Consider the following 21,208-nt stretch of genomic DNA (forward strand, 5'->3'; position numbering starts at 1 on the left):
CGCGATCCGCGAAACCGCGATTCGAAAAAGTTGCGTCTATTCTTCGCGCTTGCGGCGCCCGCCCAGCACGGCCAGCTTGAAGTAGCTCAGCTGACTCCGCGCGGCATGTTTCGCCAGCTCGAGACGACCGCCTTCGCGCTTGTTCGCGCCCTGCTCGGCCAGTTCGCCCGCTTCGTACAGCGTGCGCGTCTTGGCGCGTTGCAGCTTGCCGCTGGAGGTCTTGGGCAAGGAGCCCGGGGGAAGGGCCACCACGTCGTCCAGGGTGAGGCCCAGACCATCTTGCACGGACTTGCGGATCTCTTTGGAGACCTTTTGTGCGAGGGACATGTCGTGCGCATCCTGCATCTCGAACGCGATGACCACGCGCTCGCGATCGGCCTCGATGCCGCTCGGATGCCTCGAGCCGAATGCGATCACGCTGCCCTTGCGCACGCCCGGCACCTGGCTCGCCTCCCACTCCATGTCCTGCGGGTAGTAGTTGCGGCCGTTGACGATGACGACCTCCTTGATGCGCCCGCAGATGTAGATCTCGTCCTCGTGCACGAAGCCGAGATCGCCCGTGCGCAAAAAGGGACCGGCGAAGGCTTCACGCGTGCGCTCCACGTCTTCCCAGTAGCCGTGCATCACGCTGGGGCCCGAGATGCGGATTTCCCCCACCTTGCGTTCCTCGAACGGGTGCTCGCTCGTGAGATCGTCGGGATCGAAAATGCGAATCTGATGCTCGGGGAAGGCGCGGCCGCACGAGACGAGGCGCACCACCGCGTCGGGATTGTCCAGTCCGGAGCGCGGCGGGATGTCGTCCTGCAGCTTGACCACGCCCTCGGACCAGAGCGTGGGGCCGTCGAGGGCGAGGACCTTCGGCCCCTGATCGATCGGGCTGAAGGCGATGGCCAGCGACGATTCGGCCATGCCGTACGAGGGCACGAAGGCGCTTTTTTTGAAGCCCACGCCCGCGTACGTCGAGGCAAACGTTTCCAGCGTTTCCGGCCGGATCGGCTCGGCGCCGCAGCCGGCGACCCGCCAGCTCGACAGGTCGATGCCCTCCAGGTCTTTCTCGCGGATGCGTTTGAGGCACAGCGCGTAGGCGAAGTTGGGCGCGTAGGAGATGGTGCCCTTGTGCCGCGAGATGGTCTGGAACCAGGTGATGGGCCGCTTCAGGAAGAGCAGGGGCGACAGGTACACCGTCGGCACGCGGTAGTAGAGCGGCGCGATGACGAAGCCGATGAGGCCCATGTCATGGTAAAGCGGCAGCCACGACACGCCGACGTCACCCTCGCGCGCGGCCAGGCCGTCTTGCATGATGCACGCGAGGTTCGCGGCCAGGTTCGCGTGGGTGAGGCTCACGCCCTTGGGGCGGGACGTGGAGCCGCTGGTGAACTGAAGAAAGGCAATGTCGTCCAGCGTAATTTTCTCGGGACGCAGTGCTTCCATGGACTCGCGGATGGCCTCCACGGCCACCACTTGCTCGAGCGCAGGGCAAGCCGACTGCACCGTGCCGAGCAGCCGCTTGATCTTCGCGGGCGTGATGAGTGCACGTGCACCGCTTTTTTCCACGATGTGACGCGTGTTGTCGAGGTAGGTCTGCAGCTGCCCCGGGCCCAGCGGCGGGTAGATGGGGACGGGGATGATGCCGGCCACGATGGCGCCGAAAAAGCAGAGGACGAAGTCCTCGTTGGCCGGCAAAATCAAGGCAACGCGGTCGCCTTTGCGCAGCCCGAGGGCCTGCAGGGCCCCGCCGTAACGGGCCGAGGCGCGCTCGATGGCGGTGAACGAGAAGGACGCCTCACTCGTCTCGGTGACGCCCCGTGTGCCGGGGACGCCGCTCTCGGGGACGAAGCGAAACCCGCGCGTCGGTGCGGTTTTCGCGGCATCTTCGATGGCCTGGGCGATCGTGCGAGCGTTTGCCATATCTTCCTCGGTGCTTACCACGAAAAGGTGTCGGAGGGTCCGGAGGTTCGTTGCTTGCAACGACCGACTTTCCACGCAGAGGCTTTGACAAAGACCGAAAGGTCCCGCGATAATTTGCCCCATGCCGCTCATCGAGACCGAGGAAGCCGCCCGACGCCTGGCGCGCGCCATTGCCAGCGATTTATCGCTCTACAACGAAGACAAGATTGTCAACGGCATCACCAACGACAACCTGTTCGATGCCCTCTCGGAGGAGATCGAAGAGGGGCGTGCGCTCTTCAAGCGCCGCGTTTCGCCCGAGCTTTACCCGCGCAATTTCTACGACCGCGCCCTCGTTGACATTTTGGTGAAGGCAAAGGGGCACATCAAATCCAAGGTTTGGTAGCGGCGGCGGCATCGCACGAAGAGATCACGCTCGTCGCGCCGCGCGAGGCGTCCGGTGTGCGGCTCGACCGGTTTCTCGCAGGCGCGCTGGCGTCGCATCCGGCCGCGCCTTCCCGCGCGGAGTTGCAGCGCTGGATCGAGGCGGGGCACGTGACGGTGGACGGCGCCCCCGCGCGGGCGGCGGCGAAGCTGCGCCCAGGGCAGACGGTGCAGGTGAAGCCTGCGCCACCGGAACCGAGTGCCGCGCAGCCGGACGCGGGCGTAGTGTTCGAGGTGCTCTACCAGGACGATGACCTGGTGGTGATCGACAAGCCCGCCGGGCTGGTGGTGCATCCGGCGCGAGGTCATGACACGGGCACGCTGGTGAACGGTCTGCTCGCACGCGGGCTCGTGGAGCGCATCCAGGACGAGCACGACGAGAACGACGACCCACGCTACGCGCGCCCGGGCATCGTGCACCGCATCGACAAGGGCACGAGCGGCATCCTCGTGGTGGCGCGTCATCCGCGGGCGCGCGAGGCGCTCAAGCTGCAGTTTCAAGCGCACAGCATCTTGCGCGAATACGAAGCCATCGCGGTGGGCGACGTGCGCTCGCAGACCTTTGCGACCTTGCATGGCCGGCATCCGACGGATCGCATGCGTTACACGAGCAAGGTCCGGCAAGGAAAGCACGCCGTGACGCACGTGCGCGCGCTGGAGCGGCTGCGCGATGGGCGAGCAACCCATGTGGTGTGCTCGCTCGAGACGGGGCGCACGCACCAGATCCGCGTGCACCTGTCCGAATCGGGGCACCCCATCGTGGGCGATCCGGTCTACGGCCGTACCCCGCGCGATCCCGATCTGCGCGATGCGGCGGCGCGGCTCGGGCACCAAGCGCTGCACGCGCGCACGTTGGGCTTCGTGCATCCGACGACGGGCGACACGATGCGCTTCGAGTCGCCCCCGCCGCCCGATTTCCTCGCGGCGCTGCAGTCGCTTCGCTAACGTAAAAGTCGATGGATCGTGGCGGACTCGCGAGACGTTGCAGGCGAGCAGCGGCAGCGGGACAATCCCGGCGAGGCCGGCGCCTTAGCCCAGCTCCGGTCCCGCCGGTTTCGTCCCGCTGCCGCGGTTCCAGCACCAGGTCATTCAATACCTGACGCACTCAATCGACCCTAACCCCCTTTGCACCCCATGATTTCCGCGAAGTCCTCTGGGCCGAAGATCTGGCGGAGCTCCGTCTCGCCCTGCCAGCCGGGCCAGTACTGGCGGTGCAGATCCATGAAGCGCCGCGTCCACATGACCGCCTCTTCGCGGGTGGGCACCTCGTAGATCGCGTAGCCGCCGACCACCTCTTTGGCCTCGCTGAAGGGCCCGTCGATGACATCGACGTTGCCGTTGGCGAGCCGCACGCGCACGCCGCCCTTGGCGGTGGGAAAGAGACCTCCCGATTCGAGCATCACGAAGCCCGCCTTGGCGCCCTCCTCGGTCAGCCGGTCGATAGCTGCCATCAGCTCGGGTGGGGGCATTCGGTTCGTTTCGCAGCCTTTGACCATCGCCATGAATCGCATGGGAAATCTCCTTCTTCTCGGACGTCGAACGAGGCGGCGGCGGATCGACAGCTTGGGTTCGAAAAAAAGCGGAGGTATCGTACGGCCCTTGCGCTCTCGAGGTCGCCTGGTCGTGGGATGCGCTTCGGCCGCCTTTGCCGCCGCGGCCTGCAACGCCTTGCTCGACAACGGCGAGGCCACGTACGTCGCCGCCGATGCCGCGCCCGATCGCGATGTGGGGACCTTCCTCGAGGACGCAGGAACCGATTCGGGCATCTTCGCCGGTACGAACGGCTCGATGTGCATCTACAGCGCGTACAATTGTCAGTTGCGCGCGGACGCCGGCGAGGACATCGTCCGCACGGCGGGGCGCGACGACGATTGGGGCATCGACGCGGGCGCCGTGATCCGCGATGGCAACGGCGACGTCCTGGGGCGGCTCCCCGCGGCCGACGGTGGCGTCCCGCGCGTGCCCTTTCAATACGGGCAGCGGCGCGACCTTCCCGATGCAGGGATGCACGCCTTCGCCGTGAAGACCTCCAACGACAGCCCGGGGTGGATCGCGCTGAGCGATATCCTCGGGTTCAACAGCTTCAAGGACCGCATGGGGCCCGTGTTGGTCGCGCAGAGCGATGGGCTTGCCCGGATGGCGTGCTACCGGATCCTCGACCGCACCGAGCCCGATCTCGAGGCGGCGAAATTCGTCTACGACGCGACCGACAAGGACCCCTCGGGTGTGGACTACCTGCCCGCCCTGCGCGCGAACGGCAAGCGCTCCGCGAGCCTCGCGTTCAACGTGCCCGGGTCGGTGATGCGCGGCAGCGTCATCGACCATTTCCCGTCGGGCACCCGCTTTCAGCGGCTCAACATCGTGAGCACCTTCGGCACGCAGCACGTCGATGCGCCGCTGTGGATCAAGGACGCCGAAGGGCGCTACCGCACCTTGCACGATCGGCAGGCCTTGCCCTTCGTCTACGGCTACGTCCTCACGTCATCGGGCGAGAGGCGCACCGGCTGGATGGCTTACGCCGCCGTCAGCCCGATGGGCAACCAGCCCTGCGACTAACCTTTCGCGAATAGTCCCGGGTGGCGCCGCTTGAGGGCGCTCAGCGCGACGAAGCCCACGAGCACCGCGAACCAAAGCGTGGCGAAGCGCACGAGGAGCATCGCCGCGGTGCTGGTGCCCTCGCTGACGTTGCCGAGTTCCATCATCTGCCGCTGCAGCGCGCCCTCGGTGACGCCAAGGCCGCCCGGGACGGGGATGATGGCGCCGGCGAGGGTGCTCGTTGCGTAGAAAAAGGTGCAGAGCAGCACGCTGGTCGACTGGCCGAAGCCCTGCAGCACCACCCACAGCGAGAGGCACTCGAAGGCCCACGCGACGATGGACATCAACGTGGGCACGACGAGGTTGCGTGGGGCCACCAACGTCGCCAGGCTTTCGTACGCGTCGCGCAGCTTGGGGCCAATCTTGCCCATTTTTCCGGGCATGCGCTCGACCATGCCGATGATGCCCAGCGACGTGCGGCGCGAGCCGACCACGATGAGCAGCGCGAGCACCAGCACGGCGCCGATGGCCGCCCAGAGCATCCCGCCGGAAAATCCGATGGACCCGAGGGTGATGAGCACGATGATGCCGATGAGATCCGTCACGCGCTCGGCGACGACGATGGGGGCCGTTCGTGCGACGGGCACACCGTGCGTCTCGTGGAGGACCAGCGACTTGAACACCTCGCCGACTTTGCCGGGCGAGATGGTCAGGATGAAGCCCGACAGAAAGGTGAGAAAGCTCTCCAGCTTGGAGACGCCCCGGATCTCGAGGCGCGCGAGGTAAAATTCCCACTTGAGAAAACGGGTTACGTAGTTCGCGAACGCAAGCAGGCATGCCGCGAAGAAGGTGGAATAGGCATATGTCTGAAGCGAGCCGGCGATCTTGCCGACGCCCGTGTAGACGGCGAAGGCCCCGTAGGCGGCCACGCCAAGCAGAACGACCAAGAGGATGCGCCGAACCGGTACACCCGGGCGCGATTCGATGGGGGCGGCGGAATCCAAAGGCATCACGTCGATGTGCTCCGAGTGCGGCGGAAGCGCACGATGCCTCTGCGCCAGAGCGCGTAGACGACGGCAACCGCCACGATGATTCCCCCGCCGGCATAAAAGAAAGAAGGTGAGGCCTCCCAAACTCCGCGTGCAAGCCCGGGGTCGGGCCTGCGTACGATGGCGGTGGGGGTCTCGGGGGTGTGGCCAGCGCCGGCCTCTGCCGAGGGGGATTGGAAAAACGTGGAAAGCGCGACCACGGGGCCGATGTACACGTCCCGAAGGGGACGAGCAAATGGTAGCGTCATGTCAATCGTGAGAGAGGTTGACGAAGAATCGACGGACAGAGCGAGCTCTTCCGGTTCGGCCGGTTCGGCAAACGGCCAAAATGGGGCGAGGACATCGGCAGGTCGGGTGAGCGTGTCGCCCGGTTCGCTGGACGACGTGGCGCTTCTGGAAAAAGCAGCTCAAGCGAGCGCCCACCTCAAGCGTGCAGTCGGCGAACGGGTGGTCGGGCAAGAGGAGGTCATCGACCTGATGCTCGTCGCGCTGCTGGCGCGCGGGCATGCGCTGCTGGTCGGTGTGCCGGGTCTGGCCAAGACGCTCTTGGTGGCGTCGCTCGCCGAGGCGCTCGATCTGAGCTTCGGACGCGTGCAGTTTACACCGGATTTGCTCCCCGCCGACATCACCGGCACCGACGTGCTGCAGGAAGAAGAAGACGGCGCGGGGCAACTTCGAAGGCGCGTGCGCTTTCTTCCGGGCCCCATCTTCTGCCATTTGGTGCTGGCCGACGAGATCAACCGCACCCCGCCGAAGACGCAGGCCGCGCTTCTTCAGGCGATGCAGGAGCGTCGGGTGACCGTGGGTACGAAGACGCACGTCCTGCCGGATCCGTTTCAGGTGTTCGCGACGCGCAACCCCATCGAGCAGGAGGGCACGTACCCGTTGCCCGAGGCGCAGCTCGATCGGTTCCTGCTCGAGATTCACATCGATTATCCGTCCGAGGTCGAGGAGCGGGAGATTGCCCGCAAGACGACCAGCGCCGAAATTGGCTCGGTGCCGCGTGTGCTGCTGGCCGACGACGTGCGCGCGCTGCAGTCGCTGGTGCCGCGCATTCCGGTGACCGATGAAGCGGTGGAGTTGGCCGTGGCGTTGGGCCGGGCGACGCGTCCGGTGAAGTCCGACGGGAGCAAACTGAAAGGGGGCGGGGGAGTGCCCGAGGTGGGCGAGTTCGTGCGCTTCGGCGCCGGGCCGCGCGGCTCGCAGGCGCTGGTGCTCGCCGCCAAGGCGCGCGCGGCGCTTCGCGGGGAGGCGGCGGCCGACGTGGACGATGTGCGGGCGCTCATCGTGCCGGTGCTGCGCCATCGGCTGGTCCTGAGCTACCGCGCCGAGGCCGACGGCGTCCGCGACGTCGATGTGCTGGAGCGCGTGGCCGCGCACGTGGCGAGGAGGCATGGAACCGAAGTCGCGCCGCGGTAAAGCGGTCGATGAGGAGCCCAGCGAGCCGCCGCCGCCGGTCGAGCCGCAGTATCCTTCGATTCCGCCGCCGCCGCCGTCGGGGCCCTGGCGGAGCTACAAGGAAATCGTGGCGCAGCTGGCGGGGCGTATCGTGGAGGCGCAAAAGCCCATCCGCGTGCTGCAGGCGGTGCGCTGGGACAATGGGGTCGAGGAGCAATTCCTCAAGAACCGGGGCAAGGAGCTGCCCAAGGTCGATGCGGCGTACTACGCGGGCGTGGAGCTCGGCTTCGACCCGCGCCAAAAGGCCGAAGAGTTCGAGTCCATCGTGCGCGACATCGATGGAGAGCTCGGTGAAGCCGACGCCATCGGCCAGATCATGTCGGCCACCGCGCTCGAGTACCGCGATGTGGTGCGCATGCTCGCGGCGCGCGGGACGCCGCACTTTTACGCGTACTCGCGCAAGCTTTACGGCTCGCCGAAGGAACGATTCCCCGACGGAAAGTCGACCGTGCGCGATCTCGGGCACGTGCTCTACTCGATCCTCACCAAGTCGGACGAGACGTTTCTCGGCGCCACCGCGGAGCGCACGCTCACGTCGGCGGAGTGCGCGGCGGAGTTGAACGAGCGCTTCGCGCGCTACTTTGCCGACACGGAAGTGCGCGTGCAGGCGGACGACACGATTTTGGCGGATGCGGCCGCGGGCAACGACTACGTGAAGGTTCGCACCGGCGCGCTGTTCTCGCCGCGCGACATCGACATCCTCGAGGTGCACGAGGGATGGGTGCATGTTGCAACTTCGTTGAACGGCCAGCAGCAGCCGGTGGCGCGCTGGCTGTCGAAGGGGCCGCCGCGGACCACGTCGGTGCAGGAGGGGTTGGCGGCCATCCTGGAGATCTTCACCTTCCGCGCGTACCCGCGGCGGGCGCGCCGCTTGAACGACCGCGTTCTCGCCGTCGACAAGGCGGAGGATGGCGCGAACTTCATCGAGGTCTTCGAGTGGTTTCGCACCGAGGGCTACGAGGAAGAGGAATGCTTCAACAACACGCGCCGCATCTTCCGCGGCGGCGTGCTGGAGGGCGGCGCCCCGTTCACCAAGGATGCCTGCTACTGCAAGGGCATCGTTCTGAACTACGCCTTCATCCGCAGCGCGATTCAGCACAATCGCGCCGATTTGATCCCGTTCCTCTTCGTCGGCAAAGTCGCGCACGAAGACGTCCCCGTTCTCGCGCGCCGCGTGGCCGACGGCGTCATCAAGCCGCCGCGTTATCTGCCTTCGATGTTCCGCGATCTCAATGGCCTGGCCATCTGGATGGCCTACTCGACGTTCTTCAGCCAACTGGGCGGCGAATCCATCGCCGATCATTACGCGCGTCTGTTCGCCCGCACCGGGTGAAGCTCATGGCGTGACGACTGCCGAGATGGCAGCTACCATGTGACAGGGTAAATGCCATGGCCAACGCGGCGATCGATCTTCGTGACATTCCGTTGGAACGACAGCGCCGGCTGCGGCGCTCGGAGTACGACCAACTCGTCCTCCTCGGCGTTTTCAACGATGAGCGCGTGGAATTGCTCTACGGTGTCGTCGTCAAGACGAGCCCGATCGGTGCGCCGCACAACGAAGCCGTGGATGAGCTAAACGAACGGCTCGTTCTCGCCCTCAGCGGCCGCGCCCGCGTGCGCATTCAGGGATCCTTTGCGGCGAGTGACGACTCCGAGCCGGAACCTGACGTGGCGATCTACCCGCGCGGTGACTATTCCAAGGATCACCCCGATCGGGCGTACCTCATCATCGAAGTCGCGGAAAGCTCGCTCAAGGACGACCGCACCGTCAAGGCACGGCTCTACGCCGAAACCGGTGTTCCCGAATATTGGATCGTCAATTTGATCGACCACGTCGTCGAGGTTCACCGTCAGCCTCAGGGCGGGAAGTACGCCAGTGTCACCGTCGCGCGTCGCGGGGAATCGCTCGCCATCGAGCAATTCCCCGATGTGGTGATTCCGATCGAATCGATTCTCAAGGGCTAGTACGTCGTCGTCAGGCTATCCATCTTTGGATTGGACGGCCAGGAGAGGCCGCGGACGGCGCGCTCGACGCACGATGCGACCGATGCGTTCGACGGGTTGGGGTAGACGCTGACGCCCACGGCGCGCCCGTTCTTGATGGCCACTTTGACGGTGACCGTCATGTCCGATGAGGCCCCGCACCCACTCACGAATTTCGCATTCTTCAAGGGGCCGGAGAGTTGGGCGTCCGTCAAATCGGGCTCGCCCCCCTTGGCCGCGCCGATGGCGACTTCTTGCACATTGCTCGCGATGGCTGCCTCGTAGCTCATACCGCCCGAGTGCCCGCCGCCGCCACCACCGCCGCCACCACCGCCCGCCGATCCCGGGGCCGGCGGCCGCTTTTGGCCCTTTACGCCGCCCTGCAGGTTGTAGTCGATGGCATTCGGATCGTCGCTGAGCACCACGTCGTCTTTTCGCGACCCGACCTTTTGATACAGGAAGATGCCCACGACGATGGCCACGGCCAACACCGCGCTGACGCTGATGATGATCTTCGCCGCGCCGGCATTCTTCTCTTTGAGCTCGACCTGCGCGACGGCGTGCTTCTCCGCCACGATTTCCCGCTTCAACCCCGCTTGCTCGGCGAACAATGCAAACTCGGGCCACTCTCCGATGGGGTGTTCTTGCCCGCTGATCTCGTCACGCAGGATGTGCGAGTTGATGAACGTGTTGCTGGCAATCTGCTGCAGCAACTCCACGGCCGAGAAAGGACCGTGGTCCATTCGGTCCTTGCTCACCACGTAGCGTGGACGCGGATCGGACTCGAGCTGCTGCTTCAGCATGGCCAGGCGCGTCGTCGGATCCAGATCGGCCGTGTTGTATGGCGCCGGGGCCGCGTCGGGCGGCATGGGGGAGGCAATCTCCGAGGGCGGCAGCATCGAAAGACGCACGTCGACGTCGAAGCCGTCGGCATGATCGAGCCGCGACTCGTCGGCGTCCGGCGGATGCAGGCTGCGCATCGGTGCCAAATGGTGCATCGCGCTTGCGAGCGCGCCCAAGTCCTCGGGGCGGTGCGAGGGATCGCCGACCAGCGCCTTGGCGAGCAGGATCTCGAACGCGTCGGGGATGTTCGCAATCACCGAAGCGGGCCGCCGCATGGCCGGCCCCACGGAGTGCCCCACCACCGCCTCGTACAGGATCGCTCCGATGGAAAAGACGCTCGCGCGCGCATCGCCCGGGTGCAGGCTCGCCTGCTGCTCCGGCGCGAGGCATGCGCGATCGCGCGGATCGGCTGGAACGCCGGCGAGTTGTGGCTCGAGGCGCGCAAGGCCATCGTGCCCGGCGACGATGCACGAGGGATGGACGAGCCATCGCTCCCCACGCTCGTGGCGTTGTTTCAAATCGAGGGCGAGGGGAACCGCGATGGCGATTGCCTCTTCGAGCGAGAGGACCTGCCCTTGTGCGCGGCGGGACTCGAGAAGACCTCGGAGCGTTTGTCCGGGTCGTAGTGCGGATGGAGATGGGTACGCGCCCTGATGAAACGACGCGGGCGAGGCAGACATAGTCATAAAGATTACGGCAAGGTTAGGTGATCGCTCAACGGCAGCCGGCGTATTTCGTCGCTATTCAGGTGCCGCAACGCCCGCGCTTACGTCGTTGTTGCATGTGCTGCAATGAAGAGAAGTCAGGCGCCGCGTTCGCGCGCAGGCTCTGCCACGATGCTGCGACCGCCGACGACCTGACCGGCGAGCGCTGCGACCGACTTGTCGAGCCACTCGCGCCGCACGCTCACGAAACTAATGCGATCGCGCACATGGATGGGGCCGACGTCTTTCTGCGATAGCCCGGCGCCCTCGAAGAGCATGCGGTGGAAGTCGAGCGGTCCGACGCCATCGCGCCGCCCCACGTTCACGAAGATGCGCGCGAACTCCTCGTTCGCACCATTTTCGCTGGGCTCCGCCGAAGGTGAGGGCGGCGGTTCCGAGGGGGTGGCCAGCGTGACCGGCGCGAGGTCGACACGCGGATCGGTCACCGTGTATCGCGCGACCTCGACATCGTCGCGCACGGGCGAAGATGTGCCGTGCCGGCGCAATTCGGAGCGACCCGTGCGAGCGCCACCGCGGCGCGCGCCCGCTGCCGGTGCTGCCGCCGGTGCCGATTCGATCTTCGTAGGATTTTTCGCGCGCCGCGCTTCCGCCGCATCTTGCCGGGGATTCTCACCGGCCTCTTCACGCGCGCCGAGGTGCGCACGGAGCAGCCCCGCGACGATGGGCTCGACGTCCGCGTGGGTGAGGAGCCTTCGCGCGAGCGCGAGATCGTCCGGGTGCGCCTGGGCCTTGAAGGCCTCGACGAACATCGTGATGAGATCGTGCTCGGAGCGGGTCTTGAGCTCCGCCGCCGAGGGGAGCTGCTTCTCGATGGGGCGAATCTTGTACGTCAGCCGAAGGATGTACAGTGCACCGATGTTCTTCGGCCCGACCAGCGAGATGGCCGTGCCCGTCTTCCCCGCGCGCCCGGTGCGGCCCGTGCGGTGCACGTAGTACTCGGCGCTCTCGGGGAAGTCGGCATTGATGACGTGCGTGAGGTGCGAAATGTCGATACCGCGCGCGGCCACGTCCGTCGCGACGAGGAAGCGCAGCTTCCCCTCGCGTGTATTCTGCATGATACGCTCGCGCTCGCGCTGCTCGAGGTCTCCATTGAGCCACTCGGCGTCGTAGCCCTGGTTCTTCAGCGTCTCGGCCACGCGTTCCGTCTCGTCGCGCGTGTTGCAGAAGATGATCGCGCTCTCGGGGTTTTCCACCTCGAGGATGCGCACGAGCTCCTTGCGCTTGTCGCTCTGCCCGACCAGGTACACGAAATGGTTGATCTCGAGGGCGCCGACCTGGTCGCTCGAGAGCGTGACGAACTCGGGATCGCGCAGTTGGTTGACCGCGAGGCGCTCGATGTCCGGCGGGATGGTCGCGCTGAAGAACAGGCCCTGCCGTTCGCGGGGCAGAAGCTCGACGATGGCGTGCAGCTCCTTGGCGAAGCCCATGGAGAGCATCTCGTCGGCCTCGTCGAGCACGAAGATGCGGATATGGCTCGGGTCGAGCGTTCCCCGCCGCAGGTGATCGAGCACGCGGCCCGGGGTGCCGGCCACGACTTGCGCCCCGGAGGCTAGCTCGTCGATCTGCTTGCCCATGGGAGCGCCGCCGTAGATGGCGGTGACCTTGGTGCCACGGAATTGGCCGAGGTGCGTGATCTCGCGGGAGACCTGCAGGGCCAGCTCGCGCGTCGGCGTGAGGATGAGCGCTTGCACGTGCGGATGGCCGCGTCGCACCAGCTGATCGACGATGGGCAGGCCGAAGGCTGCCGTCTTGCCGGTGCCGGTCCGCGCCTGCACCACCAGGCTGCGGCCGCGCGAGGCCGGCTCGAACACGGCGCGCTGCACGGGCGTGGGATGCACGTAACCGAGGGCATCGACCGCACGCCGCACGTCGGCGCTCAGGGGCAGGACGTCGAATGTGGGCGGCGGGGGAGGCGTTTGAGCTTCTTCGGACACGGGGACCTTGTATCGCTTTTTCCAGCGGTCAGTGCGGTAAATAGGCGTTGACGCTGCGCCTCAGAGGGTCGATCTCGACCATCTGGCGGCGCACGAGGCCTTCCTGGGCCAATTTGAGGCGCAGGAGCGCCGCAAACGCCTCGTGGCCGTGCGGGTGGCTCCCGCACGTGCGCTCGATGGCCGGCTCGCCGGTCCACTCGGGCTCCAGATTTTTGCGGAAGGCGGCCACCACCGCCTCTTCTGTGCGGGCCGATGCGCCGTCGGGCCCGACCGAGTGCGCGAAGCTTCGCTCCAGGGCCGCGGAAAGCAGGGCGATCCCGTCGGAGCAGGCCTGCGCCTCCACCGCGCTCGCCGGTGGTGCGCTGCCGGGAAGCGGCTCGCTCCCAAGGCCGAAGACGCCGACGACGAGCTGGTAGGTGCTCGAAAGAATGAAGGCCGTCGCAAGCCCGAGAAAGCTGCCGTAAACGAGGCGCGAGGCGAGCTTTTGGCGCGGCGTTCGCGGGGGCAGTTCGCTCGGTTCGTCGCTCACGCGCGGCACTTTACCAGTCTTCCCACGCGCGCCTGTTGTAAAGCGAACCTCGTGTCAACGATCGCGCCAGTCACAGGAGTTGTCCCCGTCGCGTTGGTGTTGGGAACCGAAGAGGGCACTTGGTCGAGCGGAGGCTTTTCCCGCACGATGGCCCTCACTTTGTCGGCGCATGGCGTCGCCATCGTCGTGATGGGCAAGGAAGAACGCGCCCTCGGCGAGTCCGTCGGTGAAATCGTCTACAGCGGCGGCCGCGGCCGGCACTCCGTGGGCGATCCGCGCGCGGCCGAAGCCCTCGACGCCGCCATCGAGAAAGCTCGAAGCGTCTTCGGACGCCTCGACCTGGTCGTGGCCTGCGCCGGCGAGGCCAACGCCGAGGTGATGCGCGTTTTGGGAACGGTCCTGGCGTCCCGGTCCATCGCCTGCGAAGCCGCCTTTCTACGCGGCGGCACGGACGAGGTGGATGTCGAAGCGAGGGCGAAGAAGCTCGCCGATGGCTTGACCTCCGCTTCGGCTACCACTACTTTCAAAATGTTTTGAAACTTTAGAGGGACTCATCCCCAATGAACTCCGTCACGCTGTTGCAGGAGACGGCCATCCCCGAGCGTGTGGGCACCCGCGCGGCCCAGCGGATTGCCGATGTCGCATCACTTTTTGCCGAGGACATGACGTTCGTCGAGGACGAACTGTCGCGCGCCGTTCGCACCGGCCTCAACCCGGCCACGGACTCGGCCGCACATCTGTTGGACGCGGGCGGCAAGCGGGTGCGGCCGCTCACCGTGCTTCTCGCGGCCTCGTGCTTCGGCGCCACCATGACGCAAGCCGTTCGCGAGCTGGCCGTCGTCGCGGAATTGGTGCACTTGGCCACGTTGCTCCACGACGACGTGATCGACGACGGGATGGAGCGGCGCGGACATCCCGCCGCCCGTCGCGTCTGGGGCAACGCCGTCAGCGTTCTCGCCGGTGACCTTTTGCTCACGCACGCGCTCGAGCGGACCAGCGCGGCCGTTCGTCATGGCGGCGACGCCTCCGCGCTCACCGATTTGATCACCACCTTGCGCCGGTTGGTCGACGGCGAGGTCGTGCAGCTCCGCTCGCGCTCGCGCCTCGATCTGGAGGAGGCTACGTATTTCCGCGTGGTGCGCGACAAGACGGCGTCCCTTTTTGGATGGGCAGCGCGGGTGGGCGCCCGCTCGGGCGGCGCGTCCGAGGCGGCGGCGCAGTCGTTCGGCGTTTTTGGCGAACACGTTGGGATTGCGTTTCAATTGGTCGACGACTGCCTCGACTACGCGGGCGATCCCGAGGTCACGGGCAAGACGCTGCTCATCGACCTGCACGAGGGCAAGGTCACCCTTCCCCTCATCCGCGCCGTGGCCGGTGGCTTTGGCCGGGCGGAAGACGTGGAGCGGGCGAAGACCGGCGATGACGCCGCGTGCCTGCGCCTGGCCCAGGCCGTGCGCAGCAGCGGGGCGTGCGACGCCGTGCGGGAAATCGCGCGAGACCATACGAACCGCGCCCTGTCCGCCTTGCACGGTGCCTCGCCCGAGGGCACGTCGCGCGAGCTTTTGGCGGCCGTCGCACGGGAGTTGACGGGCCGCACCAAGTGACGCCGGGAATCAAGATGGAAACACGGGGGCTGAGCAAAGAGACACGCGCGTTGTGGGCGAATGAAATCGCCGTGAGCAACGTGGTCGGGCGCCTCATCGAGTTCTGGGGCTTCAAACGGAACATGGGCCGCGTCTGGGCAGTGTTGTATCTATCGCCTGACCCGCTCAGTGCCGAGGACCTGCGTCAACTCCTCAAGCTCTCGAGCGGGGCGGTCAGCATGACCCTGAGTGAGCTTTCGCGATGGGGCGTGGTCCGCAAGGTCTGGGTGCAGGGTGAGCGAAGAGACTTCTATGCGGCGGAGGTGCAGCTTTGGCGGATGATCTCCCGCGTGTTCAACGAACGCGAAAAGGGGGAGATCACGATGGCCATCGACGCCTTCGAGGAGGCGCTCGCCATGCTGGACACGATTCAGGTGGGGCGCGACACGGACGCGAAGACGCGGGCCCGCGTGGAGCTGCAGCGCTCGCGCATCGGACAGCTTCTCGAACTGGCCCGCCTCGGCCAACGCCTGCTCGACGTCTTCCTCTCGACGGCGAAGATCGACGCCGAGCCGCTCGTGCGCTTTCTCCTCGGCACCCGCAACGACGCGCCGCGCTCGTAGCCTTCACCGCGCTGCTGCACGCGCTTTTCGCGGGTCGGGCGGCCGCGGCCGAGCCGTCGCCCCTGCAGAAAAACGACTACGCGATCGAGTTTCACCAGGGACCGCTCATTGCGCCCATCCGCGTGACGGGGCTCGCAGGCGCTTACACCGGGTACGCGGAAGGCGTCGAGGGCACGGCCTCCAATGCGGCCGCGCCCGCTGTGCGTGAGCCGTTCAGCTACAAGTGGTTCGACTACGATCTCTCGGCGAGCTTTTCCTTCCCGGGCACCTTTTCCGGGACCGACTTCGACAACCGAGGGCGCCGGAACATCTCCGGCACGTCGACCTTCGGGGACTTCCTCTACCTCAACCTCGGTCTGCAGCTGCAATTCGGCGAGTTCGGGATCGCCATCACGGACGATCTGCAGCAGTTCAATCTGACGCCGGCCACGGCCGACAATCCCGGCCTCACCCTGCAAACGAGTCGCTGGCATGCGGTCGCGGCCTACGGTTTCCTCGGCAACCAATTGGTGCTCGGCGCCGGCGCGCGCATCGTGGCCTTGCAGATCGCGCAGACGGGGCAGTTCGTGCCCGGTCGCACGCTGTTCAACATGGTGGGCGCGTCGCCCGAGGCCGGCATGCTGTACAAGCCCGACGGCGCCGTGTGGCGGTTCGGGGCCACGTTGCGCGCGCCGGTCATCGCGCGGTCGCTCGGGGAGTCGTCCACGAGCATCGACCCGTCCTCCGGCGTGGAGCGCGCGGGCAAGTTCATCGTGCCCGAGAAGATCGTGCAACCGTGGGAGGCCGAAATCGGCGTGTCGTTGCAAGCGGGCCCGCGTCCGCTGAATCCGCGCTGGCTCAATCCGCACATCGAAGAGGCACCCGTGCGTGCCCGCATCGAGCGCGCCCGCGCCGCGCGCGATCGCGAACACGAGGCCAAGCTGGCCGCCGCGCCGCACGAGCGCCGAACGGCGCTGGAGCTCGCATTCGCCGAGCAAGAGCGCTCCCTCCGGATGATCGAGGACATGCGCCTGCAGGCCGAGTCCGACAGGCTCCTCGCGCAACGCCGCGCACGCTATGCAAACTGGCCGCGCGAGAAAATCCTCATCGTCGCGAGTTTTCTCTTCACCGGCGCCTCGGAGAACACGATCGACGTGGCGAGCTTTCTCGATCAAAAGCTGGAGCCCTTTGGACGTTCCGTCACGGTGATGCCCCGCTTCGGCATCGAGGCCGAGCCCGTCCACGACCGCGTGCGTGCGCGCATCGGCAGCTACGTCGAGCCTTCGCGTTTCCCCAACGGGAGCGTGCGGCAACATCTGACGTGCGGCGCGGACATCAAGCTTTTTCCCTTCGACGCCTGGGGCCTCATCGGCGCCACCACCTGGCGAATCAGCTTCGCCGTCGACCTCGCACCCCGCTACGCCAACTGGGGCGTCGGCATCGGCGCCTGGCACTAGCTACCTGGCACCGCTTCAATCCGCGCAGCAGCGGAAGCCGAGGTCGGGGTAGCGGCTCGAGCGCGGATCGCCCTCGGGGGCGTAGGGAATGGCGCAGGCGAAGCGGTCGCGTTGGGGCTGGCGGAAGTCCCACGAAGAGCCTCCGCGCGTGAGGCAGTTGCCGGCCGCGTTGCATGCGTCCTCCCACTCGCCGGCGTTGCCGCTCATGTCGAAGATGCCCTCGAACCCTCCGATGCACTTGGGAAAGGTCTTCACCGGGGCAACCTGGGCCACGCCCTCTGCGCCGTCGTTGCATGCGCGGGTGTCGAACGCGGTGCCGTACGCGTAGGCGCGGGTGCCGCCGCGCGAGCAGGCGAACATCCACTGGCTCTGCGCCGGATCGCCGGGCGTGGCCATCGGGGCGGGGCCGCCGCCCACCCGGCCGCAGAGGCGCTTGTTCGCCCATGCGCAGTACGCGAAGGCATCGCACCAATCGACGTAGGTCACGGGCGTGTCGCCGCTGCTGCCATCGGAGACGGGGGTGCCATCCTCGAGCTGTGGCTCGTAATTCGTATTGAAGGCGCACTCGGGCCGCTGGCCGCTGGTGTCGCCGTTCTTCGCGTTCACGAAGAGACGGTACTGGTCGATCGTCACCTCGGTCGTGTCGATGCAAAAGGAGACGCCCGCCCCGTTCCCCACGCGAACCGACGCGGGGCCCGAGGTTCCGGGGCACGATGTTGCGGGAGCCCCGTCGTTGCCTCCGTCGGGCCCTGGCGCGTCCCCGCCGCCGTCCTGCGGCGCGTTGCCGGATCTTCCTTGGGAGAGCGCGCCGGCATCGAAGGCGAGGGAACACGACGAGCTGGCCAAAACGACAAAAAGGACGAGGGCGCCCGCGGAAGAACCGAGGGCGCCCCACGAGGCGCGTGCCGAGACTCGAGCCGTCGCGCTGCTCAGGCGTGTCACGCCTGTCAGTCTAGTTCAATTGATGCTTCGGCGGGGGTTCGTCCGACTCCAGGAAAACCGAAGTGATTTCGCGTTCGAGGGCGCGCGAAAGCTCGTCCTCGATGGCGTCGAGGGAGCCGGCGGCCCGCTCGACGTTGCGCTGGTACACGAAAATGCGGACGGAGCGCCCGGTGTCAACGCCGTTGGCGCCATCGGGGCTGCTCGCGGGCGGGAGGCGGTCCAGGATCATGATGGCCCGAGGATCGACGCCGTCGACCACGAGCTCCGCGCCCGGAACGTCCACCACGTACACCTCGGCCTCGCGCACGTAACGGCCGAGGAGGGCGTCCAGCTTCTCGATGACCGACCGCACCATGCGCCCGAAGGCCTCCGGTGACGGCGACCAGGGCGGGGCAGCCCGCACCGCATCGAGCATGCGCGCGCGAAGGAACGACTCGGTGGCCCCGCGTTGATCGCCCCGCTCGTCCCGAACGAGGCCCAAGTAATACTGCGCATCGGGCGACGAAGGATCGCGGCGAACGGCTTCCTCGATCAGGGGCGCGGCCTTGTCAATCTGGCCAATCTCGTAATACGCCCGCCCGATCAGGAAAACGTAGCTGGGGTGTTCGAACGGTCCTTCGGGAATGATGGCCATGGCTTTGGCTGCCTCCTCGGTCTTTCCTTTGCCCATGAGTGCATCCACCTTCAGGAGCACGCAGTCGGCAATCTCCTCGGGCGTTTCCGCGTATTCGAGCGCGTCTTCGCACATGGCGATCGCCTCGTCCCACTCGCCCATGGGATAGGTGAGAATCTCTGCAGCGTTGAGCATCGCCTCCAGGTAGGTTTCGTCCAGTGCAATGGCCTGCTTGTAGTGGTCGAGCGCGTCGTCGCAGTCACCTGCCAACGCCGCGCTGAAGCCCAGAAGGTTGTGGACTTCAGGTGACTGCGGGTCGAGCTCCAAGGCGCGACGTGCGCACGCAATGGCGCCGGTAGCATCCCCCTTTTGAGCCAAATCCCATCCGCGATCGAGGTGGGCCGAGAGTTGATTCACAACACGCAACTTTTCTCACTCGCGAAGGGCCGTCAAGTCGACTGATGCGCGAACCCGCTCGGGCCGGCACATCGCGACGCGTCCGGTCGCCCTCGGCGGAGCCCCCGTCCGGTATCCTTTGGCTCCCTTGGCGACCGGCTTTCGCCATCGCCAGCGCGAAAGGTCGCGCTTCTCCGGCCTTTACTCCTCGCGGACCACCACCCGCGTACCCGGCCGTTCCTGCGTGCTCATGACCCCGTGCCAGCCTTCCGGGAGGGGCGGATCCGTCCACTGGAAGATGGCGCGCGCGTCCAAAGGAGAAAGGTTCACGCAGCCATGGCTGCGCTCCCGGCCGAAATTCGAGTGCCAGAAGGCTCCGTGCAGGGCGATGCTGCCGTTGAAGTACATGATCCAGGGCACGTCCTCGATCGAGTAGGGCCCGTCGCTCGCGACATCGCCATCCATGGTCGACGCAATGTGCTTTTCGCGGATCCGGAACGAGCCCGGCTTGGTCTCGTGGTTCTTTTCTTTGATGGGATCTTTTTTCCCGGTCGAAGCGACCGTGACATAAACCGGCTGGGCGCCCTGGTAGAGGACCACGGTCTGCGTCTTCAGGTTGACGTCGATCCACTTCTCGTTCGGGGCCAGGTCCTTCGGCGGGGTGGTGGCGCGGGCAATCTGCCCATCGGCGTTGCGCATCCACCAGCCCTCCTCGGTCTCCCAGTAGCCGAAACCACCGAGGCTCACGCTCTTGCCGGTCAGCCCCACCGCGGTGAAGCGGGGGAGGGCTTCGCCGCGGACGGCGCGCTTGTTCCCCTCGGCCAAGGTCCACTTGTGGCCGCGCCAGAGCATGAACCCGACGGGAAGCTTCGTCGGGAGCGGGACGATCTGCGGCGCACCCGCCTCGCCCGCACCGGCGTCGCCGTTGGGGGGATTGCCCGAGATGGTCGGGATGCCCGGAGGCATATCCTGCAGCCAAACCCCGTGAAAATCGGTCAACAGGCGCTGCACGACCACGCGCTCGAACGGCACGACGTTGCCGCCGGTGGTCTTCCACCACTTGGAGTGGTTTTCCGGATGCTCTTCCTGCTTGTCCAGCGCCAGGAAGAAGCCGCGCACCATGCGCCGCACCACGGGCCCGCCTTCTTCACCGCGAAGCTCATCGAGCGTGATCTGCGGCTTCCCGCCGTCGAAGCTTTGCATGTACCACGGCGTCGAGGCGTCCACGTCGCTGGCCGGGCCCGCGCCCATGCCCAGCGGGTCGTTGGGGTTGACCCCCGGCGGCGCGGCCGTCGCAAAGATGCTGCGCGCGACCCCGGCGTCGAGGTCCACGGTCGCCGTTTCCTGGAGCGGGCGCGGTGCAGGCTTTCTTCCGGAGAGCCACGGCTCGTACTCGAGGCGCTCTTCGCGCGAGGGGATGTTGCGGTAAAGCGGCATCCCGTGCGTCAGGTTGTAGCCGTACTCGTAGGGAAGCGGCGCATTCATGTACGGCATGTGCGGGGCCTGCAGCCGGATCGTCGGATGATTCAGCTCCAACGTGGCGTAGCGTCCGCAGACGAACCCGCCTTGCACGAGCTCGTACCAGCCGTCGGTGCAGTTCGATTTCCGATGGGCCTCGGGAATGACCGGGACTTTGGAACCCTTCCGCAGGTATCCGATGCGAACCACCTTCTCGCGGGCCGGATCCTTGATGCGCGAACCTTCGGGGAGCGGCCATTCCATGTCGCTCATGATCGGCGTCTGCATGAAGAGCGCGCCGATGAGCGGGCCATCCCAGGCCGCATCGGCGACCTCTTTCGTCGTAGGCTGCGAAGCCTGCTTCTCTTCGTTCACCGGCTTGTTACTCGCCGGCGGCGCGGGAGAGGGCGTCGCGCCGGCCTCGGCCTGGGACGGGCTCGACGACGGGGACGAATCTTGGCTGCAGCCCGACAGAGAAACTGCAGAGAGACTGCCCGATGCGATGGCCGCGCTGACCGCGGAGACGGTTAGAACGGCGGCTCTCGATAAGGTTCGGCGAGAAAAATGCATGAACGAATGCGTGGAAAAATGCTGGGGTGTTGCTACGGCGCTGCTGCCTCTAGTACCGCCGCGGGGCCCTGTCGATCCACTTCTTGGGCTTGGGCTGCTGCTTGCAACGGGCCTCAAGATGGGCAACAAGAACTATGCCGCGTGTGGCTCGTGAAAAAAGCGAGTCTTGGCGAGAGTCCTGTGGGAAAAAGAGGAAATAG

The 21,208-nt window shown here is 66.5% G+C and carries 21 protein-coding genes; 11 read left to right on the forward strand and 10 right to left on the reverse strand.

The window, feature by feature from the left end; genetic code table 11:
* Positions 1-36: 36 nt before the first annotated feature.
* Positions 37-1,908, reverse strand: a complete 1,872-nt coding sequence (locus tag LVJ94_18390; protein ID WXB09192.1) for a fatty acyl-AMP ligase — start codon at positions 1,906-1,908, stop codon at positions 37-39.
* Positions 1,909-2,029: 121 nt separating this feature from the next.
* On the opposite strand from LVJ94_18390, the gene LVJ94_18395 reads away from it, so the two are divergent.
* Together LVJ94_18395 and LVJ94_18400 are read left to right on the forward strand one after the other, a co-directional pair.
* The gene (locus tag LVJ94_18395) at positions 2,030-2,293 is read left to right on the forward strand and encodes a hypothetical protein (protein WXB09193.1); all 264 of its coding nucleotides are present in this window, start codon (positions 2,030-2,032) and stop codon (positions 2,291-2,293) included.
* Positions 2,287-3,276, forward strand: a complete 990-nt coding sequence (locus tag LVJ94_18400; GenBank protein WXB09194.1) for an RluA family pseudouridine synthase — start codon at positions 2,287-2,289, stop codon at positions 3,274-3,276. Before LVJ94_18395 ends, LVJ94_18400 begins: the two co-directional genes overlap by 7 nt.
* Positions 3,277-3,446: 170 nt before the next feature.
* Here the strand turns inward: LVJ94_18400 and LVJ94_18405 are convergent, their stop codons facing one another.
* Positions 3,447-3,842: a YciI family protein gene (locus LVJ94_18405; GenBank protein WXB09195.1), complete on the reverse strand. Its 396-nt coding sequence runs from the start codon at positions 3,840-3,842 to the stop codon at positions 3,447-3,449.
* Positions 3,843-3,930: 88 nt separating this feature from the next.
* On the opposite strand from LVJ94_18405, the gene LVJ94_18410 reads away from it, so the two are divergent.
* On the forward strand, positions 3,931-4,887 hold the full coding sequence (locus LVJ94_18410) for a hypothetical protein (GenBank protein WXB09196.1): 957 nt from the start codon (positions 3,931-3,933) through the stop codon (positions 4,885-4,887).
* On the opposite strand, the gene LVJ94_18415 is transcribed toward LVJ94_18410, so the two are convergent.
* Together LVJ94_18415 and LVJ94_18420 are read right to left on the reverse strand one after the other, a co-directional pair.
* Complete coding sequence (locus LVJ94_18415; protein ID WXB10732.1) at positions 4,884-5,876, reverse strand: flippase-like domain-containing protein; 993 nt, start codon at positions 5,874-5,876, stop codon at positions 4,884-4,886. The genes LVJ94_18410 and LVJ94_18415 overlap by 4 nt on opposite strands.
* A complete protein-coding gene (locus LVJ94_18420; GenBank protein ID WXB09197.1) occupies positions 5,876-6,163 on the reverse strand; it encodes a hypothetical protein in 288 nt (95 codons plus the stop codon). Before LVJ94_18420 ends, LVJ94_18415 begins: the two co-directional genes overlap by 1 nt.
* A 112-nt stretch (positions 6,164-6,275) precedes the next feature.
* Between LVJ94_18420 and LVJ94_18425 the strand changes: the two genes are divergently transcribed.
* The 3 genes from LVJ94_18425 to LVJ94_18435 are packed head-to-tail and all read left to right on the forward strand — an operon-like array spanning position 6,276 to position 9,338.
* Entirely contained in the window at positions 6,276-7,334 is a 1,059-nt protein-coding gene (locus tag LVJ94_18425; GenBank protein ID WXB09198.1) for an AAA family ATPase, read from the forward strand.
* On the forward strand, positions 7,309-8,706 hold the full coding sequence (locus LVJ94_18430; protein ID WXB09199.1) for a flavohemoglobin expression-modulating QEGLA motif protein: 1,398 nt from the start codon (positions 7,309-7,311) through the stop codon (positions 8,704-8,706). The genes LVJ94_18425 and LVJ94_18430 overlap by 26 nt, the downstream gene beginning before the upstream one ends.
* 56 nt (positions 8,707-8,762) lie before the next feature.
* A complete protein-coding gene (locus LVJ94_18435; GenBank protein WXB09200.1) occupies positions 8,763-9,338 on the forward strand; it encodes a Uma2 family endonuclease in 576 nt (191 codons plus the stop codon).
* Here the strand turns inward: LVJ94_18435 and LVJ94_18440 are convergent.
* The 3 genes from LVJ94_18440 to LVJ94_18450 all read right to left on the reverse strand — a co-directional run bounded on the left by LVJ94_18440 (position 9,335) and on the right by LVJ94_18450 (position 13,387).
* On the reverse strand, positions 9,335-10,879 hold the full coding sequence (locus LVJ94_18440) for a hypothetical protein (protein WXB09201.1): 1,545 nt from the start codon (positions 10,877-10,879) through the stop codon (positions 9,335-9,337). The genes LVJ94_18435 and LVJ94_18440 overlap by 4 nt on opposite strands.
* A 122-nt stretch (positions 10,880-11,001) precedes the next feature.
* Complete coding sequence (locus tag LVJ94_18445) at positions 11,002-12,858, reverse strand: DEAD/DEAH box helicase (GenBank protein WXB09202.1); 1,857 nt, start codon at positions 12,856-12,858, stop codon at positions 11,002-11,004.
* 28 nt (positions 12,859-12,886) lie between these two features.
* A complete protein-coding gene (locus LVJ94_18450) occupies positions 12,887-13,387 on the reverse strand; it encodes a hypothetical protein (GenBank protein ID WXB09203.1) in 501 nt (166 codons plus the stop codon).
* 147 nt (positions 13,388-13,534) lie between these two features.
* On the opposite strand from LVJ94_18450, the gene LVJ94_18455 reads away from it, so the two are divergent.
* From LVJ94_18455 to LVJ94_18470, 4 genes are all read left to right on the forward strand, one after another.
* A complete protein-coding gene (locus LVJ94_18455; GenBank protein WXB09204.1) occupies positions 13,535-13,924 on the forward strand; it encodes a hypothetical protein in 390 nt (129 codons plus the stop codon).
* Between the two features lie 23 nt (positions 13,925-13,947).
* Positions 13,948-14,991: a polyprenyl synthetase family protein gene (locus tag LVJ94_18460; protein WXB09205.1), complete on the forward strand. Its 1,044-nt coding sequence runs from the start codon at positions 13,948-13,950 to the stop codon at positions 14,989-14,991.
* A gap of 71 nt (positions 14,992-15,062) precedes the next feature.
* Positions 15,063-15,593: an ArsR family transcriptional regulator gene (locus LVJ94_18465; GenBank protein WXB09206.1), complete on the forward strand. Its 531-nt coding sequence runs from the start codon at positions 15,063-15,065 to the stop codon at positions 15,591-15,593.
* A gap of 122 nt (positions 15,594-15,715) precedes the next feature.
* Positions 15,716-17,029, forward strand: a complete 1,314-nt coding sequence (locus LVJ94_18470; protein WXB09207.1) for a hypothetical protein — start codon at positions 15,716-15,718, stop codon at positions 17,027-17,029.
* Positions 17,030-17,044: 15 nt separating this feature from the next.
* Here the strand turns inward: LVJ94_18470 and LVJ94_18475 are convergent, their stop codons facing one another.
* From LVJ94_18475 to LVJ94_18485, 3 genes are all read right to left on the reverse strand, one after another.
* Entirely contained in the window at positions 17,045-17,971 is a 927-nt protein-coding gene (locus LVJ94_18475; protein ID WXB09208.1) for a formylglycine-generating enzyme family protein, read from the reverse strand.
* Positions 17,972-17,981: 10 nt separating this feature from the next.
* Positions 17,982-19,001: a tetratricopeptide repeat protein gene (locus LVJ94_18480; GenBank protein ID WXB09209.1), complete on the reverse strand. Its 1,020-nt coding sequence runs from the start codon at positions 18,999-19,001 to the stop codon at positions 17,982-17,984.
* A 180-nt stretch (positions 19,002-19,181) separates the two neighbouring features.
* Complete coding sequence (locus tag LVJ94_18485) at positions 19,182-20,711, reverse strand: L,D-transpeptidase (protein WXB09210.1); 1,530 nt, start codon at positions 20,709-20,711, stop codon at positions 19,182-19,184.
* On the opposite strand from LVJ94_18485, the gene LVJ94_18490 reads away from it, so the two are divergent.
* Positions 20,701-21,162: a hypothetical protein gene (locus LVJ94_18490; GenBank protein WXB09211.1), complete on the forward strand. Its 462-nt coding sequence runs from the start codon at positions 20,701-20,703 to the stop codon at positions 21,160-21,162. The two genes, LVJ94_18485 and LVJ94_18490, sit on opposite strands and share 11 nt — an antisense overlap.
* Positions 21,163-21,208: the final 46 nt, after the last annotated feature.

Source organism: Sorangiineae bacterium MSr11367 (assembly GCA_037157805.1).
Classification (GTDB): domain Bacteria; phylum Myxococcota_A; class Polyangia; order Polyangiales; family Polyangiaceae; genus Pendulispora; species Pendulispora rubella.